Annotated in this window: 24 protein-coding genes and 1 tRNA gene; 9 read left to right on the forward strand and 16 right to left on the reverse strand. The window is 61.0% G+C overall.

Annotated features, from left to right (window positions below):
- Nucleotides 1-103 precede the first annotated feature (103 nt).
- Nucleotides 104-913 carry an AraC family transcriptional regulator gene (locus tag GIV35_RS13835; RefSeq protein WP_034127525.1) on the reverse strand — a complete coding sequence of 270 codons (810 nt, stop codon included), beginning with the start codon at nucleotides 911-913 and terminating at the stop codon, nucleotides 104-106.
- Nucleotides 914-1,100: 187 nt separating this feature from the next.
- Here GIV35_RS13835 and GIV35_RS13840 point away from each other — a divergent pair, with 187 nt between their 5' ends.
- The 5 genes from GIV35_RS13840 to GIV35_RS13860 all read left to right on the forward strand — a co-directional run bounded on the left by GIV35_RS13840 (nucleotide 1,101) and on the right by GIV35_RS13860 (nucleotide 7,634).
- The gene (locus GIV35_RS13840) at nucleotides 1,101-2,726 is read left to right on the forward strand and encodes an APC family permease (RefSeq protein ID WP_200647791.1); all 1,626 of its coding nucleotides are present in this window, start codon (nucleotides 1,101-1,103) and stop codon (nucleotides 2,724-2,726) included.
- An 11-nt stretch (nucleotides 2,727-2,737) separates the two neighbouring features.
- Nucleotides 2,738-3,664, forward strand: a complete 927-nt coding sequence (locus GIV35_RS13845) for a 4-hydroxyproline epimerase (RefSeq protein WP_236264788.1) — start codon at nucleotides 2,738-2,740, stop codon at nucleotides 3,662-3,664.
- Nucleotides 3,665-3,701: 37 nt separating this feature from the next.
- Nucleotides 3,702-4,649 (forward strand): dihydrodipicolinate synthase family protein, encoded by a 948-nt coding sequence (locus GIV35_RS13850; RefSeq protein WP_236264787.1) that lies wholly within the window; start codon nucleotides 3,702-3,704, stop codon nucleotides 4,647-4,649.
- Nucleotides 4,650-4,812: 163 nt separating this feature from the next.
- Complete coding sequence (locus GIV35_RS13855) at nucleotides 4,813-6,384, forward strand: aldehyde dehydrogenase (NADP(+)) (RefSeq protein ID WP_223023535.1); 1,572 nt, start codon at nucleotides 4,813-4,815, stop codon at nucleotides 6,382-6,384.
- Between the two features lie 2 nt (nucleotides 6,385-6,386).
- Nucleotides 6,387-7,634 carry an NAD(P)/FAD-dependent oxidoreductase gene (locus tag GIV35_RS13860; RefSeq protein WP_223023534.1) on the forward strand — a complete coding sequence of 416 codons (1,248 nt, stop codon included), beginning with the start codon at nucleotides 6,387-6,389 and terminating at the stop codon, nucleotides 7,632-7,634.
- A gap of 3 nt (nucleotides 7,635-7,637) precedes the next feature.
- Here GIV35_RS13860 and GIV35_RS13865 read toward each other — a convergent pair whose 3' ends face one another.
- The 4 genes from GIV35_RS13865 to GIV35_RS13880 form a co-directional block, all read right to left on the reverse strand.
- Nucleotides 7,638-8,552: an ADP-ribosylglycohydrolase family protein gene (locus tag GIV35_RS13865; protein ID WP_089041771.1), complete on the reverse strand. Its 915-nt coding sequence runs from the start codon at nucleotides 8,550-8,552 to the stop codon at nucleotides 7,638-7,640.
- 37 nt (nucleotides 8,553-8,589) lie between these two features.
- Nucleotides 8,590-9,573, reverse strand: coding sequence for a GlxA family transcriptional regulator (locus tag GIV35_RS13870; protein WP_050516238.1), 984 nt, complete (start codon nucleotides 9,571-9,573; stop codon nucleotides 8,590-8,592).
- Between the two features lie 917 nt (nucleotides 9,574-10,490).
- Entirely contained in the window at nucleotides 10,491-11,099 is a 609-nt protein-coding gene (locus GIV35_RS13875; protein ID WP_034127532.1) for a LysE family translocator, read from the reverse strand.
- 122 nt (nucleotides 11,100-11,221) lie between these two features.
- Nucleotides 11,222-11,671, reverse strand: coding sequence for a winged helix-turn-helix transcriptional regulator (locus GIV35_RS13880; protein WP_198715539.1), 450 nt, complete (start codon nucleotides 11,669-11,671; stop codon nucleotides 11,222-11,224).
- A gap of 96 nt (nucleotides 11,672-11,767) precedes the next feature.
- Between GIV35_RS13880 and GIV35_RS13885 the strand changes: the two genes are divergently transcribed.
- A complete protein-coding gene (locus GIV35_RS13885) occupies nucleotides 11,768-12,709 on the forward strand; it encodes an aromatic alcohol reductase (RefSeq protein ID WP_236264785.1) in 942 nt (313 codons plus the stop codon).
- A 50-nt stretch (nucleotides 12,710-12,759) separates the two neighbouring features.
- Here the strand turns inward: GIV35_RS13885 and GIV35_RS13890 are convergent, their stop codons facing one another.
- From GIV35_RS13890 to pvdQ, 4 genes are all read right to left on the reverse strand, one after another.
- Nucleotides 12,760-12,927 (reverse strand): hypothetical protein, encoded by a 168-nt coding sequence (locus tag GIV35_RS13890; RefSeq protein WP_168220174.1) that lies wholly within the window; start codon nucleotides 12,925-12,927, stop codon nucleotides 12,760-12,762.
- Between the two features lie 218 nt (nucleotides 12,928-13,145).
- Nucleotides 13,146-13,865: an META and DUF4377 domain-containing protein gene (locus GIV35_RS13895; RefSeq protein ID WP_234452168.1), complete on the reverse strand. Its 720-nt coding sequence runs from the start codon at nucleotides 13,863-13,865 to the stop codon at nucleotides 13,146-13,148.
- Between the two features lie 350 nt (nucleotides 13,866-14,215).
- A tRNA-Cys gene (locus tag GIV35_RS13900) sits at nucleotides 14,216-14,289 on the reverse strand.
- A gap of 214 nt (nucleotides 14,290-14,503) precedes the next feature.
- Nucleotides 14,504-16,783, reverse strand: a complete 2,280-nt coding sequence (gene pvdQ, locus GIV35_RS13905) for a bifunctional acylase PvdQ (RefSeq protein WP_236264783.1) — start codon at nucleotides 16,781-16,783, stop codon at nucleotides 14,504-14,506.
- A gap of 238 nt (nucleotides 16,784-17,021) precedes the next feature.
- Here pvdQ and GIV35_RS13910 point away from each other — a divergent pair, with 238 nt between their 5' ends.
- Nucleotides 17,022-17,402: a hypothetical protein gene (locus tag GIV35_RS13910; protein WP_034127544.1), complete on the forward strand. Its 381-nt coding sequence runs from the start codon at nucleotides 17,022-17,024 to the stop codon at nucleotides 17,400-17,402.
- Nucleotides 17,403-17,412: 10 nt separating this feature from the next.
- On the opposite strand, the gene GIV35_RS13915 is transcribed toward GIV35_RS13910, so the two are convergent.
- Nucleotides 17,413-17,607: a hypothetical protein gene (locus GIV35_RS13915; RefSeq protein ID WP_014718591.1), complete on the reverse strand. Its 195-nt coding sequence runs from the start codon at nucleotides 17,605-17,607 to the stop codon at nucleotides 17,413-17,415.
- Between the two features lie 174 nt (nucleotides 17,608-17,781).
- On the opposite strand from GIV35_RS13915, the gene GIV35_RS27275 reads away from it, so the two are divergent.
- On the forward strand, nucleotides 17,782-17,913 hold the full coding sequence (locus GIV35_RS27275; protein ID WP_254914091.1) for a hypothetical protein: 132 nt from the start codon (nucleotides 17,782-17,784) through the stop codon (nucleotides 17,911-17,913).
- Nucleotides 17,914-18,035: 122 nt separating this feature from the next.
- Here the strand turns inward: GIV35_RS27275 and GIV35_RS13920 are convergent, their stop codons facing one another.
- The 5 genes from GIV35_RS13920 to GIV35_RS13940 are packed head-to-tail and all read right to left on the reverse strand — an operon-like array spanning nucleotide 18,036 to nucleotide 22,441.
- On the reverse strand, nucleotides 18,036-18,797 hold the full coding sequence (locus GIV35_RS13920) for an ABC transporter permease (protein WP_223023530.1): 762 nt from the start codon (nucleotides 18,795-18,797) through the stop codon (nucleotides 18,036-18,038).
- Nucleotides 18,794-19,993 (reverse strand): ABC transporter substrate-binding protein, encoded by a 1,200-nt coding sequence (locus GIV35_RS13925; RefSeq protein WP_223023529.1) that lies wholly within the window; start codon nucleotides 19,991-19,993, stop codon nucleotides 18,794-18,796. Before GIV35_RS13925 ends, GIV35_RS13920 begins: the two co-directional genes overlap by 4 nt.
- On the reverse strand, nucleotides 19,980-20,783 hold the full coding sequence (locus GIV35_RS13930; RefSeq protein ID WP_034127546.1) for an ABC transporter ATP-binding protein: 804 nt from the start codon (nucleotides 20,781-20,783) through the stop codon (nucleotides 19,980-19,982). Before GIV35_RS13930 ends, GIV35_RS13925 begins: the two co-directional genes overlap by 14 nt.
- Nucleotides 20,780-21,841 carry an acyl-CoA dehydrogenase family protein gene (locus GIV35_RS13935; protein ID WP_200647784.1) on the reverse strand — a complete coding sequence of 354 codons (1,062 nt, stop codon included), beginning with the start codon at nucleotides 21,839-21,841 and terminating at the stop codon, nucleotides 20,780-20,782. Before GIV35_RS13935 ends, GIV35_RS13930 begins: the two co-directional genes overlap by 4 nt.
- A 39-nt stretch (nucleotides 21,842-21,880) precedes the next feature.
- Nucleotides 21,881-22,441, reverse strand: coding sequence for a carboxymuconolactone decarboxylase family protein (locus tag GIV35_RS13940; RefSeq protein ID WP_105226935.1), 561 nt, complete (start codon nucleotides 22,439-22,441; stop codon nucleotides 21,881-21,883).
- A gap of 103 nt (nucleotides 22,442-22,544) precedes the next feature.
- Between GIV35_RS13940 and GIV35_RS13945 the strand changes: the two genes are divergently transcribed.
- The gene (locus GIV35_RS13945) at nucleotides 22,545-23,450 is read left to right on the forward strand and encodes an AraC family transcriptional regulator (protein ID WP_105226936.1); all 906 of its coding nucleotides are present in this window, start codon (nucleotides 22,545-22,547) and stop codon (nucleotides 23,448-23,450) included.
- Here the strand turns inward: GIV35_RS13945 and GIV35_RS13950 are convergent.
- Nucleotides 23,447-24,358, reverse strand: coding sequence for a LysR family transcriptional regulator (locus GIV35_RS13950; protein WP_236264782.1), 912 nt, complete (start codon nucleotides 24,356-24,358; stop codon nucleotides 23,447-23,449). The two genes, GIV35_RS13945 and GIV35_RS13950, sit on opposite strands and share 4 nt — an antisense overlap.
- Between the last annotated feature and the right edge of the window lie 10 nt (nucleotides 24,359-24,368).

Here is a 24,368-nt window from a genome sequence, read left to right on the forward strand (position 1 = left end):
CGTGGGCGGCATTCGTTGCATCGACTTGGCTTCATCCAAATGTGGGAGGGGGCTTGCCCCCGATGGCGGTGGATCAGATAAAAATATCCTGACTGACACACTGCTATCGGGGGCAAGCCCCCTCCCACATTAGATTTTCATCTGGCCTGCCGCCTTGCGTCGCTTGCCGATACTGCCTCGGGGTAAACCCGGTTGAAGATTTGAACTGCCGGGTAAACGCGCTGTGATCGGTGTACCCGCATTGCAGCGCCACCTCGGTAATCGGCAGCTCGGTATGCAACAACCGCCGGGCATGTTCCAGCCGGACTTTCTGGATCATTTGCCGCGGGGTGAGGTGAAAGACGCGCTTGCAGTAGCGCTCCAGTTGCGCCACGGAAATCCCGGCGATGCGGGTCAATTCCCCCAGGGTGACACGTCGGTTGAAATGGCTGCGGATGTGTTCGTCCACCGCCGCCAGGCGCTGATAGGCCGGGTGGGTTTCACTGGCTGATTGCAGGTCTACCGAGATCCCGGCCAGGCCGATGATCGCACCGAGCTGGTTGTACAGCGGCCACTTGTGGGTCAGGCACCAGCCCGGTTCGCGGGTGCCGTAGAGGTGCAGTTCGAGTTGATCCTCCAGTACCAGGCCTTGCTTCAGCACGCGCCGGTCCTGTTCGGTATAGCCGGGGCCCAATTGTGCGGGAAACACTTCGGCGCTGGTCTTGCCCAGCAGCGGTTGCAGTTGTTTGAGGCCGCAGCGTTGCACCAGGGTGCGGTTGGCGAGCACGTAGCGAGCGTCGATGTCCTTGATGAAAATCGCAGCATTGGGCAGTACATCAAGCATCGGCAGCAACTGCTCTACCCCGCTTAATAGCTGCTCGATGCTGTGGGGGCGGCTGCCCTGGAAAAGGCTCGCGAACGCGCTTTGCAACATGACTTTCTCAGCCCCTTTATTCGTCGACAGCCAGCAGATTGAGGCATGGAGCGAGCGCTGTCGAGCGCGGCAAATTGTGCTGAATTCGTCATCCATCCCTGCGCAAAACATCAATCGTCAGCCTGCCTGATGGGTTCAGGATAGCGCCACTGCATGCCTATCCAATAACTCACAAGAAGGCGCCGCTATGTCAGGCCAAGGCAAGTTCAAGAAACAGCTGTCACTGATGGACCTCACCTTTATCGGGTTGGGAGCCATCTTCGGTTCGGGTTGGTTGTTCGCCGCCAGTCACGTGTCTGCCATCGCAGGCCCGGCGGGGATTTTTTCCTGGTTGCTAGGCGGTTTCGCCGTGCTGTTGCTGGGCATTGTCTACTGCGAACTGGGCGCCGCCCTGCCCCGCGCTGGCGGCGTGGTGCGCTACCCGGTGTACTCCCATGGCCCGCTGCTGGGCTACCTGATGGGCTTTATCACGCTGATCGCGTTTTCCAGCCTGGTGGCGATTGAAGTGGTCGCCTCGCGCCAATATGCGGCAGCCTGGTTTCCCCAGCTGACCAAGGCCGGCTCCAGCGACCCCACCACCTTGGGCTGGCTGGTGCAGTTTGCCTTGCTGTGCCTGTTCTTTGTGCTCAATTACCGCAGCGTGAAGACCTTTGCCATCGCCAATAACCTGGTGAGCGTATTCAAGTTCATCGTGCCGTTGCTGGTGATCGGCGTGCTGTTCACCTTCTTTAAGCCGGAGAACTTCCAGGTACATGGCTTTGCACCGTTCGGCTTGTCGGGCATCGAGATGGCCGTGTCGGCAGGCGGGGTGATCTTTGCCTACCTGGGCCTGACGCCGATCATTTCGGTGGCCAGCGAAGTGAAAAACCCACAGCGCACCATCCCCATCGCCTTGATCCTCTCGGTATTGTTGTCTACGGCCATCTATGTGCTGCTGCAAACCGCGTTCCTCGGCGGCGTGCCTACCGAAATGCTCGCCAATGGCTGGGCCGGCATCAGCAAGGAACTGGCCCTGCCCTATCGCGATATCGCCCTGGCACTGGGCGTGGGCTGGCTGGCCTACCTGGTGGTGGCCGATGCAGTGATCTCCCCCAGCGGCTGCGGCAACATCTACATGAACGCCACCCCGCGCGTGGTGTATGGCTGGGCGCAGACCGGCACCTTTTTCAAGATCTTCACGCGCATCGATGAGAAGTCCGGCATCCCGCGCCCGGCGCTGTGGCTGACCTTTGGCCTGTCGGTGTTCTGGACCTTGCCGTTCCCGTCCTGGGAAGCGCTGATAAACGTGGTGTCCGCCGCCCTGATCCTCAGTTATGCCGTGGCCCCGGTGACAGTCGCCGCCCTGCGCCGCAATGCACCCGACATGGCGCGCCCGTTTCGGGTCAAGGGCATGGCGGTGTTGGGCCCGCTGTCATTCATCATCGCTGCGTTGATCGTGTACTGGTCGGGCTGGAACACCGTGTCCTGGCTGCTGGGCCTGCAAATCCTCATGTTTGTTGTGTACCTGCTGTGCGCACGCTGGGTACCGACCGCGCACCTGAACCTCAAGCAACAGGTGCGCTCCTCGGCCTGGCTGATCGGCTTCTACGCCGTGACCATCCTGCTCTCCAAACTCGGCAGCTTTGGCGGTATCGGTGTGATCAGCCACCCGTTTGACACCCTGGTAGTGGCGGCCTGCGCCCTGGGCATTTACTACTGGGGCGCCGCCACCGGCGTACCCGCCCGCTTGGTACGCCTGGAGCAGGAAGAGGACGAAAGCGAGGCCGTCAGCGATGCGCACTACAGCGCCCCACTGTCCCCGACTACCTACTGATGGAGCGCCTTATGAAACGGCTGCACGTGATTGACTCACACACCGGCGGTGAACCTACACGCCTGGTCATGAGCGGTTTCCCCGCGCTGGTTGGCGACACGATCGCCGACCAACTGGAACACCTGCGCACCCACCACGATCAATGGCGCCGCGCCTGCCTGCTGGAGCCACGGGGCAACGATGTGCTGGTGGGCGCGCTGTACTGCGCGCCAGTCACGCCGGGGGCGACCTGCGGGGTGATCTTCTTCAACAACGCCGGCTACCTCGGCATGTGCGGCCACGGCACCATCGGCCTGGTTGCCTCGCTGCACCACCTGGGGCTGATCCAACCGGGCGTGCACAGCCTTGACACGCCGGTCGGCCCGGTCGCGGCCACCTTGCACGAGGACGGCAGCGTGACCCTGCGCAATGTGCCCGCTTACCGCTACCGCAAGCAGGTGCCGGTTGAAGTGCCTGGGCACGGCGTGGTGCTGGGCGACATCGCCTGGGGCGGCAACTGGTTCTTCCTGGTGTCGGACCACGGCCATGAGTTGCAGATGGATAACGTGGAGGCCCTGACCGACTACACCTGGGCCATGCTCAAAGCCCTCGAAGCCCAAGGCATCCGTGGCGCAGACGGTGCGCTGATCGACCATATCGAACTGTTCGCAGACGACGCCCACGCCGACAGCCGCAACTTCGTAATGTGCCCCGGCAAAGCCTATGACCGCTCCCCCTGCGGCACCGGCACCAGCGCCAAGCTCGCCTGCCTGGCCGCCGACGCAAAACTGGCCGCAGGAGCACCCTGGGTACAAGCCAGCATCACCGGCAGCCAGTTCCTGGGCCGCTATGAATGGGACGGCGAACGCGTACGCCCATTCATCACCGGCCGCGCCTACATGACCGCCGAAAGCACCTTGCTGATCGACGAACAAGACCCGTTTGCCTGGGGCATCTGAGCCCATTATTCATTCCACTGAAACCGGAGTTAGCACCATGAGCGACAACATCTTCACCGGCTGCATGCCCGCCCTGATGACCCCTTGCACCGCCGAGCGCCAACCGAACTTCGACGCACTGGTCGCCAAGGGGCGCGAGCTAATCGACATCGGCATGAGCGCCGTGGTGTATTGCGGTTCCATGGGCGACTGGCCGCTGCTCACCGAGGCCCAGCGCCAGGAAGGCGTGGCGCGCCTGGTGGCTGCGGGTGTGCCGACCATCGTCGGCACCGGTGCGGTGAACAGCCGTGAAGCCGTATCTCACGCAGCCCATGCCGCCAACGTCGGCGCCGATGGCTTGATGGTGATTCCCCGCGTGCTGTCCCGAGGGGCTTCGGTCACTGCGCAAAAGGCCCACTTTGCAGCAATCCTCAACGCCGCCCCCAACCTGCCGGCGGTGATCTACAACAGCCCCTACTACGGTTTCGCCACCCGCGCTGATTTGTTCTTCGAACTGCGCCGCGAGCACCCGAACCTAATCGGCTTCAAGGAGTTCGGCGGCGCCGCCGACCTGCGCTACGCCGCCGAAAACATCACCTCCCAGGATGACGATGTGACCCTGATGGTCGGCGTCGACACCCAGGTGGTACACGGCTTCGTCAACTGCAACGCCACCGGCGCCATTACCGGCATCGGCAATGCACTGCCGCGCGAGGTGCTGCAACTGGTGGCGCTGAGCAAAAAAGCCGCCAAGGGCGATGCCAAGGCGCGTCGCCAGGCCCGTGAGCTGGAAGCTGCGCTGGCGGTGTTGTCGTCGTTCGACGAGGGCTGCGACCTGGTGCTGTATTACAAGCATTTGATGGTGCTCAACGGCGACCTGGGTTACGCCCTGCACTTCAACGAAACCGACGGGCTCAGCGCTGCCCAGCGCCGGTATGCCGAGCAGCAGTACGCGCTGTTCCGCCAGTGGTATGCCAACTGGTCCGCCGAACAGAACGTCGCTTGATTTTGTGTAGGAGCGAGCTTGCTGTGGCGAGGGAGCTTGCTCCCGCTGACTGCGCAGCAGTCTCCGGCTTTTATTGGGGGCGCTTCGCACCCCAGCGCAAGCAAGCTTGCTCGCCACAAAAGCTCGCTCCTACAACACCTCTTTTGTTTTCCAGGATGTCCCCATGACTCTGACAGGCAAGATGCTGATCGGTCAGCAATCCATTTGCGGCCATTGCGATGCGATCCGAGCGATCAACCCCGCCACCAACACCCCACTGGAACCCGCCTATGCCGGCGGGGATGAGCAGCACGTCGACCAGGCCTGCGCACTGGCGTGGGCCGCGTTCGACGCTTACCGCGAAACCACCTTGGCAGATCGCGCCACGTTGCTTGAAACCATCGCCACCCACATCGAAGCCCTGGGCGATGAGTTGATCGAACGCGCCTGCGCCGAAACCGGCTTGCCTCGCGCACGCATTGAAGGTGAACGCGGCCGTACCTGCGGGCAACTGCGCGCTTTTGCCCGCACCGTGCGCCTGGGCGAATGGCTCGACGTGCGCGTCGATACCGCACAACCCCAGCGCCAACCCCTGCCCCGTGCCGACCTGCGCCAGCGCCATATCGCCCTGGGCCCGGTAGCCGTGTTCGGTGCCAGCAACTTCCCCCTGGCCTTCTCCGTGGCGGGCGGCGATACCGCATCGGCCCTTGCCGCCGGTTGCCCGGTGATCGTCAAGGCGCATAACGCGCACCCCGGCACCAGCGAACTGGTGGGCCGCGCCGTCGCCCAGGCGGTGAAAGATTGTGGCTTGCCGGAGGGTGTGTTTTCACTGCTCTATGGTGCGGGTAACGAGATGGGTATCGCATTGGTGCGCCACCCGCGCATCAAGGCTGTGGGCTTCACGGGGTCACGCAGTGGCGGTATTGCCCTGTGCCAAGCGGCGCAGGCACGCCCGGAGCCGATCCCGGTGTATGCGGAAATGAGCTCGATCAACCCGGTGTACCTGTTTCCTGCTGCGCTTGAAGCTCGGAGCGAAGCCTTGACCGAAGGGTTCGTCGCGTCGCTGACCCAAGGCGCCGGCCAGTTCTGTACCAACCCTGGCCTGATGATTGCCCTGCAAGGCGCCGCTCTGGACCGTTTTATTCAGTCTGCCAGTGAGCGGCTCTCGCGTTGCCCGTCCCAGACCATGCTCACACCGGGCATCTTCAGCGCTTACGAAACCGGCCTGAAGACCCTGGCCCAGCACGCTCACATCGCTGCCAAGGGCTTGCCAGCGACCGGGCCGAACCAGGGCCAGGCCCATCTGTTCGTGACCCAGGCCGAGGCGTTCCTGGACAATGAACACCTGCAAGCCGAAGTATTCGGCGCCGCCTCGCTGGTGGTGCAGTGTCGTGATGTCGAGCAAATGCGCCAGGTGTCCGAGCACCTGGAAGGTCAACTCACCGCCACCCTGCACATGGATGACCACGACCTGCCACAGGCGCGGGCATTGCTGCCGGTGCTGGAGCGCAAGGCTGGGCGCCTGCTGGTGAACGGCTGGCCGACCGGCGTAGAAGTGTGCGACGCCATGGTGCATGGCGGGCCCTTCCCAGCGACTTCGGATGCGCGCAGCACATCGGTGGGCACGGCGGCAATTCTGCGGTTCCTGCGCCCGGTGTGTTACCAGGACTTCCCGGACGCGTTGCAGCCCACCGCCCTGCATCACGACAACCCGCTGCAGCTGCGGCGCCTGCTCGACGGCCAGCGAGAAGCATAATCATGGCCGATCCCAAGCAAGCAGACATCGTAGTAGTCGGCGCCGGCATTATCGGCGTCGCCTGCGCCTTGCAGTTGGCGCGCCAAGGCCGGCGAGTCGTTGTGCTCGACCCGCAAGCACCCGGCATGGGCGCCTCCTACGGCAACGCCGGCCACCTGGCGACGGAACAGGTGTTTCCCATCGCCGACCTGTCGATCCTCAAGCGCTTGCCCGCCATGCTGCTGGACCCCATGGGCCCGCTGCGCCTGGACTGGACCTATCTGCCCCGCGCCCTGCCCTGGTTTATACGCCTGCTGCTGAACCTGCGGCCAGCGCGTTACCAGCGCACCGTGGCAGGCCTTCGCGCGCTGAACGAAGGCAGCCTGGGCGCGTGGCAACGCTTGCTGCAATCGATGGGTCAAACGCAATTGCTGCGTCAAGAAGGTTCGCTATTGGTGTTTGAGCGCGCCGAATCCCGCGCAGCGCTGGATGCATTGCAGCACCGCATGACCCAGCAAGGCGTCGAAGTGGACTTCTGGAGCGGCGATGCGGTGCGCAAGGCTGCGCCGCAACTGAGCGACGCCATACAAGGCGGGTTGTTCTTCCCCGCTACCGGACACTTTCTGGACCCGTACACGGTGGTTGGCGAACTGGTGAACGCGGCCAAGGCTGAGGGGGTGCAATTTCTTCAGCAGCGCGTTCTGGACGGACGCCTGGAGGGTAGTGGCGTTTCCCTGATGACCGACCAAGGCGTACTGACAGCGCAGCAAGTGCTGATTGCCTGCGGCGCCCACTCGGCCAAACTCACCGCAGCTCTCACCGGCAAACAGGTCCCATTGGACACCGAACGTGGTTACCACCTGATGCTGCCCCACGAACAACAACGACTGCCCTTCGCGGTCACTTCGCTGGAGAGAAAATTCATCATGACGCCCATGACCGGTGGCCTGCGCCTGGCCGGCACGGTCGAATTCGCCGGCCTCGACCGCCCGGCCAATATGCAACGGGCCTGGCAGTTACACCGGTTGAGCAAAGGGCTGTTCCAACACGACTTGAGCGACAGCGAAGCCACGCCCTGGATGGGGTTTCGCCCTTCCCTGCCCGACTCGCTGCCGATCATTGACCGGGTGTGCGACGGCAAAGTGCTGCTTGCATTTGGTCACCAGCACCTGGGGCTGACACAAGCGGCGGTGACGGCCGAGCGGGTTGGGCAGCTTGCTGCGGGTGAGCAGGTGCCAGAACTACAGCCTTATCGGCTGGATCGTTTCTGAACCTTACTGTGGTAGGCGCGAAGTGCTGAATAACGCATCAGCCGTTTCTTGGATTTCATCGCGCATCCATAGCTTGTTCAACCAACCGACAGGGATAGCCTGGACGCCGTAATACGCCCCCGCCAGTTGCCCAACGATTGCGGCAGTAGTGTCTGCGTCATCCCCAAGGTTGGCGGCGGCCAGTATCGCTTCAGCAAAGTTGGAGGTCTGATCGAAACACCAGAATGCGGCCTCCAGCGAAGCCACCGCATAACCTGAGCCAACGATTTGAGCAGAGGTTTTATCGCGATAGTCGCCAGAGGCGATAGCCTTGACCTTAGGAGCCGACAGCGCGGTGTGGGAAAAACTCAGCACCTGTTTCTTTGGCACGCCGCTCAGGGCATTGCTGATAGCCTCGGCCAGCAGCAGGCAGCACTCGATAGCCTCATGCGCGGCATGCGTAGTTCGCGAGCTTTGCTCGGCAAACAGGTGGATGTCCGCCCTATCTGGAAAGTAAAACAACACGACAGGTGCGAGACGCATCATTGAACCATTGCCGGCCGAATACGGATGCGTTGAGCCCGCAAAAGCGTTGCCACTTTGCTGAAATTGCTCCAGCGCTTCGCGAACCGTCATGCCGATATCAAAGCACTCTCCGGTAGAACTCAAGTAACCCCATTTCCACCAATTCAGATAACGTCCCATCTGGTCCATCGCGTCAAAACCGCCTTTGCGCAACAGGCTTTCGGCCAGACACAGTGCCATGGACGTATCGTCAGTCCATTGGCCAGGCTTGAGGCTAAACGGTCCGCCGCCTAGCATATCCGTCACCGGAGAAAAGCTGCCGCGGGGCATGAATTCAACCGTCGTCCCTACAGCATCGCCACACGCCAGCCCAAGTAGGCTGCCGCGATAACGATCCAAAAGCGTGATGTCCATTGCCACTCCTTGTGAAAATCTTTCTACACCCGCCAGGCTACTTGACCAACCGCTTCTCCTTGGAGGGGCGATAGCCGAAATACGCGCTGTAGCATTTGCTGAAATGGCTCGGCGAGACAAACCCGCACGCCACCAGCACATCCACTTGGGATAACTCGGTGTGCTGCAACAGGCGTCGCGCCTCAGTGACGCGCAGTTCCATGTAGTAGCGCTGCGGCGTGGTACCCAGTTGTTCTTTGAACAGGCGCTCCAACTGGCGGCGGGAACGGCCGGCGTAGACGGCGAGTTGATCGAGTTCCAGGGGTTCTTCGAGGTTGGCGTCCATCAGCTTCACTACCTCGCGCAACGGCGCGCTGACACACATATTTTCAGTGGGTTTGATACGGCGGTAGCGCGACTCTTCGAACGCCAGGATATCTTCGATGCCTTCGACCAAGGCTTTGCCATGCAGGCTCTTGATCCAGTCCAAGGCCATATGGAAAGCCCCCGAGGGGCTGGACGCGGTGAGGCGGTCGCGGTCGATCACGTAGGGTTCGCTGGTGACCTGCGCCGCCTTGGACACTTCGGCCAGCGCCGGGCGATGTTCGGGGTGGATGGCACAGCGGTAACCCTGCAGCAGCCCCGCACGCCCGAGGAACCACGAGCCGTTCCACAAACCGGCGAGGCGCACGCCCGCTTCACCCGCACTGCGCAGCCATTGGATAAATGGCTCGCTGGCCTTAAGTTCGGTGCGAAAACCACCGCAGATCACCAACAGGTCCAAGTCCTGCAAGCTCGCCAGCATCAGGTTCGCATCCGGGCGAATGACCAGGCCCAGGTCGCTGATCACTTCGCCCTCACCCCAGCCGAAGGTGCGCGTAGCGAACAGATCGGGGCGCAACAGGTTGGCGGTCACCAGCGTGTCGAGGGTCTGGGTAAAGGCCGGCAAGGAGAAGTGTTCGAGCAGCAAAAAACCGACACGGGTGACCGAGGTCGATTGCTGGGGATTATCACTGAGGTAGCGCAGGTTCTTGCCTTGCATGCCACCGCTGAACTGGCGTCTTTCCATCGAGGGTCGGCCCACGCTTATTGTTGTGCAGTGGGCGCTATCTTAGGGGCAAATGCGGTGCCTGTCTCAGGTGACGCTCGAGGCTGGCAGCGGCCATTGCACTGATCTTGATAAAAACTGTTCGCTTGAAAAGCCACGGCCCAGGCGCTGCGCGGTGATCTGATACGGTTTTTTCTTTTCGATCTGCGCCTGTATTGAAAACCGCTTGAGGCGGACAATAGCCCCATCCCGACACTCCTGTCGTCCCCTTCCCCTCGGAGGCCTTATGACCAAGATGGCAATTTTCCTGTTTGGCTTTTTGGTGTTGACTATTGGCATCGGCATGTTGGCGACCATCTCGCCGGTCTAAGTCCGCATTAGTGTGGCGAGGGAGCTTGCTACCGTGACGGCCTGACAGCCGACGCCTATCTCCATGACACCCTGCAATCCAACTGTGGGAGCTGGCTTGCCTGCGATGGCGGCCTATCAGCCGACACTTCTCTACCTGACACCCCACAATCCAACTGTGGGAGCGGGCTTGCTCGCGAAGGCGGCCTGGCGGTCAATACAGTTGGATTGTGTACATATCCATTGCTGAGGTAACGGCCACTTAGGGTTCCGCCTGACGGCGGGTCACTTTCGAAAAGCGCGAAAGTAACCAAAGCGCTCTTGCCCCACCCCTCGGCACCTCGCCCAGGCTCGGTGTGCCCGTAATCCGCCAGTGATTTGGGGGGCCGCCGCCACGCGCCATCCATGGCGCGGGGCGGCTAAACCGGCATCCCTGCCGGTTTACCCCCCAAATCCCTGTCGAATTCCGGCCAGCGGGGTTTAACGGGGCGCTTCAGATCAAAAGCAGGTCAAGATCAAGAGCAAGAGCGGCTCGCTTCGCATCGTGGTTACCTACGCCCGACTCAGCCCACAAACAGCATCGGATACAGCGACAGCACCAACAGCCCGGCCATGGACCAGTTGAACATCCGCAACCAGCGCGGCTCACGCAGCAAGTTGCGCAAGCCGCTGCCACACCCCACCCATACGCACACGCTCGGCAAATTGACCACCGCAAACACCAGGGCGATCACCAGCACATTGGTGACATAACCCTCGGCCGGCGTGTACGTGGTGATCGCCCCCAGCGCCATGATCCACGCCTTGGGGTTGACCCACTGGAAGGCCGCCGCACCGAGGAAGGTCATCGGCTTGCCATGTTCATCCGGGTTATCAGACATGCCGCCCGCATTGGCAATCTTCCACGCCAGGTACAACAAATACGCGGCGCCGACATACCGCAACAGCGTATAGGCCCATGGGAACAGCTTGAACACCTCGCCCAAGCCCAGCCCCACACAGATCACCAAGAGCATGAAGCCGATACTGATCCCCAGTGCATGGGGCATCGAACGGCGAAAGCCGAAATTCACGCCTGAGGCCAGCAACATGGTGTTGTTGGGCCCAGGGGTGATCGAAGAGACAAACGCGAACAGCACGAAAGCTGATAACAGGCTGGTAGACATGATCATGGCGCGGCATCCAAGCGGTGGTGATGTGCCTGCGACAGTAGGGGGTTATGGCGCGCTGCGCCCCGTACAGCTAGGGATGGATCGAGGCGTACACTTGCAAAGCCTTCATCGAGAAGTAGCGCTTACCGAGGCGCATCGGGAACCGGTGTGGGAACCTGCCATGCCGGTTTTTTGCCCTCCTGACTGTCGAAAATACGCCGAGCCTTGCGAAAGTCCTCCACGTTTTCCACCACCCAGGTCCAGATAGGCGACATGCGAATCAAAAGCTCTCGGCCCAGGGGCGTCAGCTCGTACTCGACGCGTGGCGGAATTTCACCGAACTCGCGCCGAACCAACAAACCATCGCGCTCCATGGTACGAAGCGTCTTGGTCAACATGCGCTGAGTCACACCCGTCATCTGTCGTTTTATCTCGGCATGACGCATTGCACCGTACACACCCAGGGCATGCAGGATGCCCAATGCCCAGCGGCTACCAGCGTGAGCAAGGACTTCACGCCTGACGCCATCGTCCTCCTCCCTGAGCGACTGGCAGATAACTTCTGCCTGGCTGAGCGTTTCCTGATCGGTCATTTCTACCCCTGGTATCACACGTGTGCCTTCTTATGAGCGCTGCCGAATCGTGCCAGCATGGGCTCATCTTATCGCCAACAGGTCTGCGGAGAAATCATGCCAGAAATGACCCCACTTCCCCCTCAATCGATCCTCGTTCTAGGTGCCGGCGAACTCGGCCTGCCGGTTTTGCGCAACCTGGCGCGTGAGGCCAAACGCGCACCCGGCTCCACCATCAGCGTATTACTCAGGGAATCGACCATCAACACTCAAGCGCCCGAGAAAAAGGCAGACATCGATGAGCTGCGCAGTCTGGGCATCCAGATGGTCGCCGCAGATCTGGTGAACGACTCAATCGATCAACTTGCCAAGGTCTTCGCACGCTTCGATACCGTGATCGGCTGCGCGGGCATGGTCGCGGGCCGAGAAACCCCGATGAAGCTGGCGACCGCCGCGCTCAAATCCGGCGTGAAGCGCTACTTCCCCTGGCAGTTTGGCGTGGATTTCGAAGTGATTGGCCGGGGCAGCCCCCAGGATCTGTTCGATGCCCAACTGGATGTGCGTGAGTTGCTGCGCGCCCAGGACAACACTGAATGGGTCATCATCTCGACAGGCATGTTCACCAGCTTCCTGTTCGAGCCGGTGTTCGAGGTTGTCGACTTCGACAACAACACAGTGAACGCCCTGGGCAGCCTCGAGAACAGCGTGACGATCACGACACCGGACGACATCGGTACGCTGACAGCGCAAATCGTGTTCTTCGAACCGCGCATGCGCAATCAGATTGTCTATCTCGCCGGCGACACCGTCACGTATGGGCAGGTTGCGAGCATGCTGGAACGCGTTCTGGATCGCCCGTTCAAACGCAACGTGTGGACGGTTGACTATCTCATGCAGGCACTGGAAAAAGACCCCACGCACCACATCAAGAAGTACCGTGCTGTATTCGCACAAGGCAAAGGTGTGGCCTGGCCTAAGGCGGCCACGTTCAACGAGCAACAATCGATTCCTGTCACCACTGCTGAGCAGTGGGCTCGGGAAAACCTTGCAGTTCATTGAAAAGCGGATGCTGAAGCCAGCCGTAAAGGCTGGCACGGGTGAAGGGACGGTTAGCGGCTCTGAGCTTCACGCTGCTGGCCAGAAACATGTTGTTTTTTTACATGCTTACGTGACTTGAGCTCGTATTGATGGTGAATAAACCAGGCGATCAACGATAACCCAGTGACGCCAAAAACCAAGACCAACAGCTCTAGTGCAGTACCTTCATGTGAAAACATTTTTCGTTCCTCGTCCTGAAGCCGTATGACCTAAAAAACAGCCACACCGAAATTGTTTGTAATAATTCAAACATTTTCAGGGTAGTCGGCAAATCCGCACGTGACAACCCCTGATCGACCCAGAACCCTTGATCTAGACATGTCACTCGTCGAAAACACGTCTAAATCACAGGCAATAAAAAACCCCGTAGACGCTGATCTACGGGGTTTGTGTTCGCTTACTTGCTGCCAGAAGCGTCCTGCTCGACCACCATATCCAACACATAGACCGTCGAAGGCGCATCCGCTGGCGGATTCTTCCATTCGTACTGCTTGACCCGCAGCACAGTGCGCACGCCGTCATGATGCACAAAGCCTTCGATAGGCTGGTAAAGCGGATGCCAGGTGTCTTGGGTCGCCAGTTGCAGGCCCGCGTCGTCATAGCGACGCTCGCGCACTTGCAGGCACTGATAATCTGGAATCAAAGGATGGCTGCACTTGACCGTCTTGGCCGCCACCTCCAGAAACTTGACCTCACCCTCGCTACCGTAGCGGGTCTGCGGGGTGGCCTCGCCTTGCAGCTTGAGCACCGAGCCATCCGTTGTCGTCAGTTGCAGCATCGGCGCCACGTTATCGCCGGTGATCACAGCGCGCAGATCGCCCTTGAACAGCCGCCCTACCTGGGCATCAAGGTCCATCAGGCTCTTGTCACAGGCCATCAGCGTAGAGGCCAGTGGCTGAACCTTCAGAACCCCGTCCTGATAGTGAAAGCCGCCGAACTGACGATTGCAGCCACCGCTGATGCTCAGGTTCTTGTCACCGAAGGCAACGCGCAACTTGCGCTCGATGCCTTTGTTCATCGCCACAAGAGGCTTGCCCGATGCATCCGTTGCCGAGACCAGGTTCCAATCGTAAGCAGATAAGGTTGGCTGGGCTACAGCGGCTGAGGTAGTTGGCATCGAAGGTGATTCTTCATGGCTTTTGGAAGGGGCGGCACAGCCTTGGATGAGTGCAGCACACACGGCTACAAGAAGAATTTTTTGTTTCATGGGTCACTCTGTCAGCTTTGATGAGTGCGGGCGTTATCCTGCGCTGGCAGGATAAGCGCGCGGCTAAACCGGCATGAGGAGGTCGCTTGAGGCTTTACTGAGCGTAGACCCAATGCGCGCTTGGCGGACCTCTTCCTTGGCCGATAGCAATCGGACATCATTTGCTTCGATCAGTTTCACGGAATCAGGGCGGTGGCGGTATTGCTGCATTTTAGGCATTAAAAAACCCCGTAGACGCTAATCTACGGGGTTTTCAAGAGTGGAGGCCGAGGTCGGAATCGAACCGGCGTAGGCGGATTTGCAATCCGCTGCATAACCATTTTGCTACTCGGCCTCAAACGATCAATGCCCTGGTTGCTGACATTCACCGCATACAAACTTGAGTGGGCTACGTGAAGCCTGCCTCTACTCTAACTCATTGAATACATTGAAGTTTTTAATGCTTCGTTGCGTTCGATGGGCGCCATTATGTACTCATTTGCCTAGGCCTGCAACCCCTTGATTTCAAAAAATATTCTGCCTTGGCATCAAGGGGTTGCGCCTCTGCCCTACTCCTTCACCGTATGGATTTGGTAGTGCGGGTCGGCCTTGATCTGGGCCTCGGTGAAGGGCAATGGGCGCAGTTTTTTCTCGGAGAAGGCTTGGGTCTGGTCCTTTGAATAGGCGGACGCCGGGTTGCTGGACTCGGAGAATGCCAGGACGCCGACTGCGTTGGGGCCTTTGTCGTCGAAGCTGACGATTTGCAGGTAGCTGGTGCCGCTGACGACTTCGCGTTTGCCGTCGGCGCGGGGCACGGTTTGCATGGCGTTGTAGATACCCAGCTCTTGCGGGCCGCCGTGGATGGGGGTTTGGCCGGAGACTTGGATATCGCCCCAGCGGGTCTGCCCCAGTTTGCTGACCTCAGCGCTGGAGGCCAGCATGGCTGCGCGCAGGGCCTTGGCGACAGGGGCGCGGTCAATGGCGAGGCCGCTCGGGGTGGTCAGTGGATGGGCCGGGTCGAAGGCCACGCGCCAGGCGTCAGGGATTTGCTGCAGGTGCTGCACCAGGTTGATGAAGTGCACCAGGCCGACGCCGCTGTCGAGGTTGGCGCGCTGGTCCCAGTTTTTCAAGCTGGTGCACAGCGGCTGTAGCGCAGCGGCGTCAGCGCCCAGGTGTTTGGCGCAGAACGTCAGCAGGTCGGGCATGACTTGGCCCGCCAGGTACACCTCGTTGTCCATGACCATGTCTTGCAGATCAGTGACGGTGATCGGCTGCTGCTCAAGGGTTTGCAGGCGCTGGAGCGCGAAGCGCGCACGCGGGCCGAGGCCGATGTTGTCCTGGCTGATCACCGGCGAAAAGCCACTTAGCGGCGCCTTGGAGTTGGCCATCCAGGCGGAATCGTTGGAGTGTTGCACGTAGTCGGTGCGTTGCAACTGGGGCAACTGGTCGGCCGGGAAGATACCCGGCTGGGCCGCGCGCGGGTCGATGTCCCACGCGCAGGCGCTGTGGGCGCCGTCGAGCATGATCATTTGCAGGCCGGCCCGTGGGTCGCTGCATTTTGCCAGCTTGGCGGCGCTGACGTTGGGCACTACCGACAGGTTCATGTACAGGCTTTGGCCCTGGTCATCGGCGGCCAGGGTGTTGACCCAGGGGATGCCTTGCAGGGTATGCACTGAGGTTTGCAGCTCCTTGAGGCTACCGGCGCGGTTCATGGCGTACCACTGTTGCAACACCCGGTCGTTGCCCAGGTTGGCGTCGCGCAGGCTGAAGGCGTAGTGGTTGTCCCAGTCGAGCTTGCCCGGCCATTGCACCACGGGGCCGAACTGCGAACTGTAGACGGTGTGGGTCACGGCCTTGAGGCTGCCGTCGGCTTGCTTGACCTGTACCGTTACGGCGGTTTTATCCAGGGGGATGGACTTGCCGTCCAGCAGGTAACGGGTGGCGTCCTTGGGGTCGAGGGTCAGGCGGTACAGGGTGAAGTGTTTGGACGTGTCCACGGTGTGGGTCCACGCCACATGCTGGTTGAAACCGATGTTCACCACGGGCAGCCCTGGCAGTGCGGCGCCCATCACATCCAACTGGCCCGGGATGGTCAGGTGCATCTCGTAAAAACGCATGCCGCCCACCCACGGGAAATGCGGGTTGGCCAGCAGCATGCCACGGCCATTGAATGAGCGGTCACGGCCCACGGCAACGGCATTGCTGCCTCGATCCAGCGTGAAGCGTTGCTGGTTGGCGGCGGCCATGGCAAAGGCTTTGGCACCGGGCTGCACACTCGCGGTGGCCTGCGGTGGTGCTGCCCCGACCAAGGCTTCGGCGAATTGGCCGATGCCCCCTTCTACCAATAGCCTGCGGGTCAACTTCACCAGGTCTTGCACTACCAAGGGCCGTACCCACGCGGCCTGGCACTGTGCGGGTGCGCCCTTATCCTTGAGATAACGGTTGTAGCCGGCCACGTACCCTTCGATGCGCTGTTGCATCTCGGGCGTCTGGGCTTTCCAGAACGCCGCCACAGTCTCGGGTGTATTCAACCAGTTGAAGAACACATCGCTGGCGAGGTTGTTGCGCTCTTCCAGGGTCGCTTGGTCCGGCCCGAAAAACCTGGCGCGCTCGCCATTGACCGTGACCACTTCATTGGCCAGCAGGCACAGGTTGTCCTGGGCATAGGCGTAACCCATACCCACCCCCAGGCCACGCTCATCAGAGGCGCGAATATGCGGCACGCCATAACTGGTACGCCGTATATCCGCCGACGTTTGCGTCACTTGCTCGCGTGCCGATACGGCCAGGCTCAAGGCGAGTAACAGCCCTGTCGCGCCCACTCTGGACAACCCCTTGGAAATAATCACGCCGACTCCACAGTCAAATTGAACAGCCTCACGAGGGATGTTTACCCCACCGTAAGAACGCACATGGCCGGGAATAATTTAGCCGCACAAGGTTGCCTATCGACGGCGCAGGGGATGTGACAAACCTGATACCGACAAATTTTCTACATTCATCGTTTCATGATTTGCGTCACTCGTTCGTCTTATTACTCAAGAGCACCATCTTTTTCCTGATCAGGCTCTGAAAAGGAGTTTTTGCATGTATAACCCGCAAGTGCCCACGGATGGACATTCAAAGGCCGCAGATACCCACTATGGCAACGACGCACGGGCATTCGGCAACGCGCCCGAACAGCAGGGCAACCAGCGCATCCGCCATTTACTCAAGTGTTTCGGTTTGCGCACCAGCCTGATCCGGCTGAAGGTCATCGACGCCCTCCTCACCGCCGCCGACAACCAGCGCACCCTCGGGGTCCGCGGCGTGCACAGCCACTTGCTGGAGCTGGGCATTCCGTTGTCGTTTCTCAGCGTGCGCGAGGTACTCAAGCGTCTATGCAGCGAGGGCGTGATCACCCTCAACGCTGACAAGAGCTACAGCCTCCATGAAGAGGCTGCCAAGGTACTCGAAGGTCGTGCCTGACTGACGCCCGTCAGAAGTTAGGCTTGACCTTGCGGCGCATGATGCCGTTGATCACGACGACGACCACGGCAATCGCGATGGCCAGGTACTGGAAGGTTTTTTCGCTGATCACGCCTGTGTTCTGCAGATAAGACAGGCCAAACATCGCGCCCAGTACAGCCAGGGCAATCAGAAGCGAGTATTTCAAGCGTTGCTTTTGGGTCATGACGAGTTCCTGAACCTGAAGAATGTATCCACTGTGTATCGCCGTGCATGCCAAGCACATACCCAGTCACGGGGATGGCGCGGTTTCGGCAGGGTCTTATGTTACAGGCGATGAAAAGTTTTGGCTTGCCCTCCGCCTGACAGGCCTTGCGAATACCCCTTGGAGAACCGTGAAATGCTGCGACGACTCATCCTGCTGGTTCCACTGATGATCATGCTGAGCCTCGGCGGTTGTTTCTTCTTCCCGCGCGGCGGGGGCTGGCATGATCACCGCTATGAGGGTGGTGGCGGTTACCAACGCCGCTGATCTGCATCCGGATAACGCTTCGTGCACAACGCGTGCAGCACGCTTGGGAGCTTCACGCGTTACTGCATCGACATTACCTACTCGTCAGGCGGGTTCGGAACCTCGACGCCGGTTGCAACCACTTAGCCGCCATGCACCCACCGCCGATGCAACCAACGCGCAAACGCATCCAGCGCGAACCCCAGCACCCCGATCACCACTACCATCGCCATCAACTCCGAATACGCGAGCCGATCACGGGTGTCGAGGATGTAATACCCCAGCCCCGCACTGACCCCGAGCATTTCGCAGGGCACCAGCACGATCCACAGGATGCCGATGGCCAGGCGCACGCCGGTCAGCACATGCCCTACCACACCAGGAATGACCACCCGGCGCAAGGTTTCCCAACGCGTGGCGCTCAAGCTCTTGCTCAACTGTAACCAGCGCGGGTCGAGCTGACGCACGCCCGCTGCGGTGTTGAGCATGATTGGCCAGACAGCGGCAAAGGCCAGCAGGAAGTAGATGGGCTGGTCGCCCACGCCCATCAGCATCACCACGATCGGCATCCAGGACAGCGGCGAAATCATCCGCAGAAACTGGAACGCCGGCGTGGTCGCCGCCTCCAGGTTACGCGAACTGCCCACCAGCAACCCGAGGGGTACGCCTACCAACAACGCGATAAACAGCCCGACGAAAATACGCTTCAGGCTCACGGCGATATGCAGGTACAACTCACCCCGCCCGAGCAATTCCCACAAGCTGCTGGCGGTGGCTGCCAGGGAAAAGCGCGCCGACAGGCCATCGGCCTCGCCAAACACTTTCACGCCCAGCCACCACAGCACCAACAAACCCGTCAAGCCACTCAGCCCCAGCCACCAGCCGGGGATTCTGCTGTTATTCAAACGCCGATCTCCTCGCGCCGCTCATAACCATCCGGCAAACCGAAGGTCTGCATGCCGCCCACGGCTTCGATCGCGTTGCGCACGAAGCGGTCGTCCACCAGGTCCTTGGCCACGAAGGCTGGGTCCAGGCCGGCGAGAAACTTTTTGTCGCCTTCGATCAAGGTGTCCTTCAAGCGCCGCACCAGTTCTTCGGTGTAGCTGGGGAACGGGTACGGTTGGAAGTCGATGCGGTGCTCGTCCCAGTTGGCATGCTGGATCGCACCGTCGGCCACATAGGTGGCGCGGTCGCTGGCCGCCGGCGCCAGGACTTTGCTCAACACCGGCTCGGCATGGGGCGTGTAACGGTTCGGGCCATCCTTGGACAGCAGCTTCACCGCCTCTTCACGGTTGTCCCGGGTCCACACCTGGGCCTTGACGATGGCGTTCACCACCTTCTGCGACCACTCTGGACGGTTGGCCAGGTCGTGCTCGTGCATGAACACCACGCAGCACGCGTGGTTGCGCCACACGTCACCCGTGAAGCGCTGCACGCGACCGACCTTGAGGTTTTCTGCCAGGGCATTGAACGGTTCGGCGACGATGTAGCCGTCGATGCGTTTGCTGGCCAGGGCCGGAGGCATGTCCGAGGGCGGCAACACGATCAGGTTGACCTCATTGGCGGCAATCGAACTGCCGGTGGCACGAGTGACCGGCGTGAGGCCGTTATCGCGAAACAGTTGCTGCACCACCACGTTATGAATCGAGTACCAGAACGGAATCGCCACCGACTTGCCACCCAGTTGCTTCACGTCGGTAATACCTGGGGATACGGTCAAGCCCGAACCGCCCACATGGTTCCACGCCACGACTTTGGCCGGCACTTTACTGCCGTAGCGCGCCCATACGGTCATTGGCGACAGCAGGTGTATCACGTTGACCTGGCCGGAGATAAACGCCTCGATCACCTGGGCCCAACTGCGCAACAACACGGGGCGCTCGGCCTTGATGCCTTCGGCTTCGAACAGGCCATTGTTGTGGGCCACCAGCAGTGGCGTGGCGTCAGTGATAGGTAGATAGCCAATACGCACCGGCGCGTCGGGCTCGTTGGCGGCACGCGCCTGCAGGCTGCTCAGCAGAGGCAAGGCGCCGGCGGCACTGAGCACGGCGGAGAGTTTGAGAAAGTCACGGCGCGAGTGGGCCAGGTCATCCAGACACATAAGTAAACTCCTGTTGTTCAAGGGGGTTGGGTTGAGGGCGGCTCGCCTGCCGTAAGGTTTTCAAAATTTCGATACGCAGCGCGCCGATGGCCTCGACCTGTTCTTCCCGAGGGTGCGGCAAATCGATAGCCCACTCGCCCAACGTCCGCGCCGGGCGGTTACCCAGTAGCAGGATGCGGTCCGACAGCAGCAGCGCTTCGTCGATGTCATGGGTGATCAATACCGCCGCCGACCCCTGCTCACGATTGACCTTGAGCAAAAGGTGCTGCATGTCGGCGCGGGTAACTTCGTCCAGGGCGCCGAAGGGTTCGTCGAGCAGCAACACTTGTGGCTGACGCGCCAGGCAGCGAGCCAATGCCGTGCGCTGGGCCATGCCACCGGACAATTGCGCCGGGAACTGCTGGCGCGCAGGTTCCAGCCCTACCGCCGCAATGGCGTGGTCGACACGCCGGCGGCGCTCTTCACCACTCAAGTGCGGTTGGCGGGCGAAATCCAGACCAAAGGCGACGTTCTTTTCCAGGGTCAACCAAGGCAGCAGGCTCGGGTCTTGAAAGGCCACCACCACGCGCGGATGCGGGCCGCTCAATGGCTCGCCCAATACCTGCACACGGCCAGATTGAGGTACCTGCAAGCCAGCCAGCACCCGCAGCAGGCTGGATTTGCCCACGCCGCTGGGGCCCAGGATCGACACCACTTCACCCGGTTGCAAGTGCAAGTCGAAGCCTTGCAACACCGGCCCGCTGCCGTACCCCAGGCAAATGCCCTGGGCCGTCAATACCGCCTGGCTCATAGACTGGCCTGGCGGTGCAGCTCGGTACGCAGTTGCACCAGGCTGGGCGTCACAATCGGCACAAAGGCCGACTCGCGCCAGCGCCGCGCAAAACCGCTGCCGTGGGCGGTAAGGTAGGCCTTTCCGCCACTGGCTTGCAGTTCAAGCTGTACGGCGCTGGCGGCGGTTTCGGCCAAGGCGATACGCAGTTTGAACAGCGGTATGGGCTCGGCGGTAAAGCGCCCGGCCAACAGCCCCTTTTTAAGCTCGCTGACCAGATGATCCAGCGTTACGCGCAGGGCTTCCAACTCGTCGCGCAACACGGTACGACTGGCGCCCAAATGGTGGGCTACTTCAGCCAGGGAACGCCGCGCCAAACCAATCGACATGCCGCACTGCAAGCCCAGAAACGCCGGGCGTACTGCCGGTAAAAACGTGCGCGCATCCTCGTGCAGCAACCACTCGCGACTCAGCTCCACGCCTTCCAGGCCAAGCGCTGCGGTGTTGCTCGATTGCAGCCCGAGCAGCTCCAGGTCGCGGGAGCGCTGCAACCCGGCCACCGAATCCGGAATCGCCAGGATAAATGGCGCGCCGCCCCCTGCATGCTCGATGGCCGCCGCAGCGACAAAGCCATTCTTGCGCAAGTTGGTCACCCAGTGCAGGCGACCGTTGAGGGTCCAACCGTGGTCGTTGGGCTCGGCGCTGATCTGCAACGTCTCGATACCCGACAGGAACTTCATCGCATTCGACAGCCCGGTGGCGCCGGCCAACTTGCCGCTGAGCAGGTCTGGCATCAGCTGCTCGCGCAAGCGCTGATTGGGGCTCTGCAGCAAGTACTCGATAAACGAGCGCTGGCCCCAGCACACAAACGCCGCCGCCAGGGAATGGCTGGCCACATTGGCGATGGCCTCGACCGCACCCGCCACATCCCCGCCCAGGCCGCCCAGGTGGGTGGGCACGCCGATTCTCAGAATATTGGCTTCTGCCAGCCGTGGCAGCACTTCCTGTGGATCGCAACTGCCCACGTCCAGGGCCTGCGCTTGAACATCGAGCCAACGGCTCAAGATTGGGTCAAGCATTCATGTCTCTCCTTTTACAGCAGGTGGGCCAACGCCGAATCAGTTGGCCGGTTTTTCCCAACGGTATTGCGCCAGCTCCGGGTTCAGCGGGGTGCGGGCAAACACGTTGGCGAAGTTGCACAGGGTTGCCAGGCTGACACCCAGGATGACTTCCAGCGCGTGGCCGTCGGTATAGCCAGCGGCGCGGAACGCCTCAAAGCTGGCGTCACTCACATCCCCACGGGTGGCGATCACTTCACGGGTAAACGCGGCAAGTGTCTCATAGCGCGCGTCAGGCAACTCACCCCGGCGGCGCAAGGCCTCGATCACCTCCTCGGGCAACTTGGCTTTGTTGCGGGCAACCGCAGTGTGGCCAGCGACGCAGAAATCACAACCGTGGGTAGTAGCGGCAATCAGTTGCACCACTTCACGGTCGGCCAGGCTCAGCTCGGCCTTGGCATTCAAGCCGGAGACGGTGATGTAGGTTTCCAGCGCAGCCGGTGCGTTGGCCAGTACGCCCAGTAGGTTGGGGATAAAACCCGAGGCTTTGAGCGCGTTTTCCAGGAAGGGCTTGGCGGCTTCCGGTGCGGTTTCAGGCGTGAGCAACGGTACACGGGACATGAAGTGGACTCCTGTTGGGTTTGAATGCCCCAGTCTGTTGGTTCTAAAAAAAGCGCTCAATAGGCTAAAGTAGCGATTACTTGCTCTTGAGTCTTTCCATTAGATGAATTCGTCCGATGTACTTGTCGATTGGTTATTAGATAGCCTCGAACTCAACACCAGCCTGTTTCACGTCGGCCGTTATTGCGGTGACTGGCACGCGAGCACCCATGGCCTGGCGCAGGCGAGCTTCCACTTGATCGTGCAAGGCGAATGCTGGCTGCATATCGACGGTGATCCAACGCCCCAACACCTGAACAATGGTGACGCGGTGTTCCTGCTGCGTGACTTTGCCTTCAGGCTTTCCGGCCAAGCCACGGCGGCCGGCGCCCAGCAGTGCCCACGCCGCTCGATGCTGCCCCTCGATAGCACGGCCACGGACGGCGTAGGACTAGTCTGCGGTTTCTTTCACTTCCAATCCGGATTGTCGACGCTGATCGTCGACACCCTGCCCAGTTGGATCATCCTGCGCGCCGACGACCCGTCGCTGATGGCTGCACGCAACCTGTTCGAATTGATCCTGCAAGAATGCGCACGCACCCCAGCGCCCTCTTCCGCGCTGCTGGAGCGCCTGTGCCACCTGCTGTTCCTGTATGTGCTGCGCCAGCAAGTGCTCGACAACACCGAGCTTGGCGGCCTTGCGGCGCTTGGCCGGGCACCGGCGTTTGCACATTTGCTGGAGCAATTGATCGCCCGCCCCGCCGAGCCCTGGAGCCTGGAAAGCATGGCGGCCTGTACCGGGTTGTCGCGCTCGGCGTTTTTCAAGCGCTTCAGCGAACTGTGTGGGCAGTCGCCCGGGCAAGTACTGCTGATGATCCGCATGCGCCACGCCTGTGGGTTGCTCAAGGCGGACCAGACCGTGGCCGAGGTTTCGCTGGCGGCCGGGTATCAATCGGTGGCGGCGTTTACCCGAGCCTTCCATAAAGTCACCGGGCAACAGCCTGGCGCCTATCGCAGGGCGCAAGCCTAGCCTTGCAAGCCGGTGCCGGGCCGAGCGCACAACTGCACCAGCCAATCGACGAACACCCTCACCCGCTGCGACAACTGCCGATGAGGCGGGTACAACGCAGTCAGCGCCATCTTCGGCACTGCCACATCAGGGAGCACCTGCACCAGCGTGCCCTCGGCCAGTTGGCGCAGGGCGTGATAACGAGGTGCCTGGATCAGCCCGTAGCCGGCTTCGCACGCAGCGAAGTAACCGGCAGAGCTGTTCACGGCAACCACTTTCGGCAGGTTGATCGTACGCAACTCGCTGCCCAGCAGAAATTCCAGGCCAAAACGTTTACCGCTGGCGCTGGAAACGTACTCGACCATTTGGTGACCCGCCAACTGCTCCAGGCAAGTGGGCGTGCCCATGCGTTCAAGGTACGCGGGGCTGGCCAGGGTCAGTTGCTCCATCATCGCCAACGGCCGCGCCACCAGCGATTCATCCAGGGCCGGACCACCGCGCAACACACAATCGACGCCTTCGCGAATCAGATCCACTGGCCGGTCATTGAGGCCGATCTCCAACTCGATCTGTGGGTACAGCGCGGTGAACGTTGGCAAGGCCGGAATCACAATCAAGCTCCCAATGCCTGAGGGCATATCGATGCTCAATGTGCCCCGGGGGTTCTGGCGCCGCGTGGAGAACACCGCCTCGGTTTCCTCAAGATCAGTCAGCAATTGCACACAACGTTGGTAGTACGCCGCGCCATCCAGGGTCGGGCTGACGTGGCGCGTGGTGCGCTGCAGCAGTTGCACGCCGAGATGGGCCTCCAGTTGCTTGATCAGGATCGTCACCGAGGCGCGTGGCAATTGCAGGCTGTCGGCGGCCTTGGCAAACCCGCCCAATTCAACAATCCGAGTGAACACGCGCATGGCGTTAAAACGATCCAAGAGAATGCTC

This window comes from Pseudomonas sp. PA-1-6B (genome assembly GCF_021609545.1).
Lineage (GTDB): Bacteria > Pseudomonadota > Gammaproteobacteria > Pseudomonadales > Pseudomonadaceae > Aquipseudomonas > Aquipseudomonas fluorescens_BV.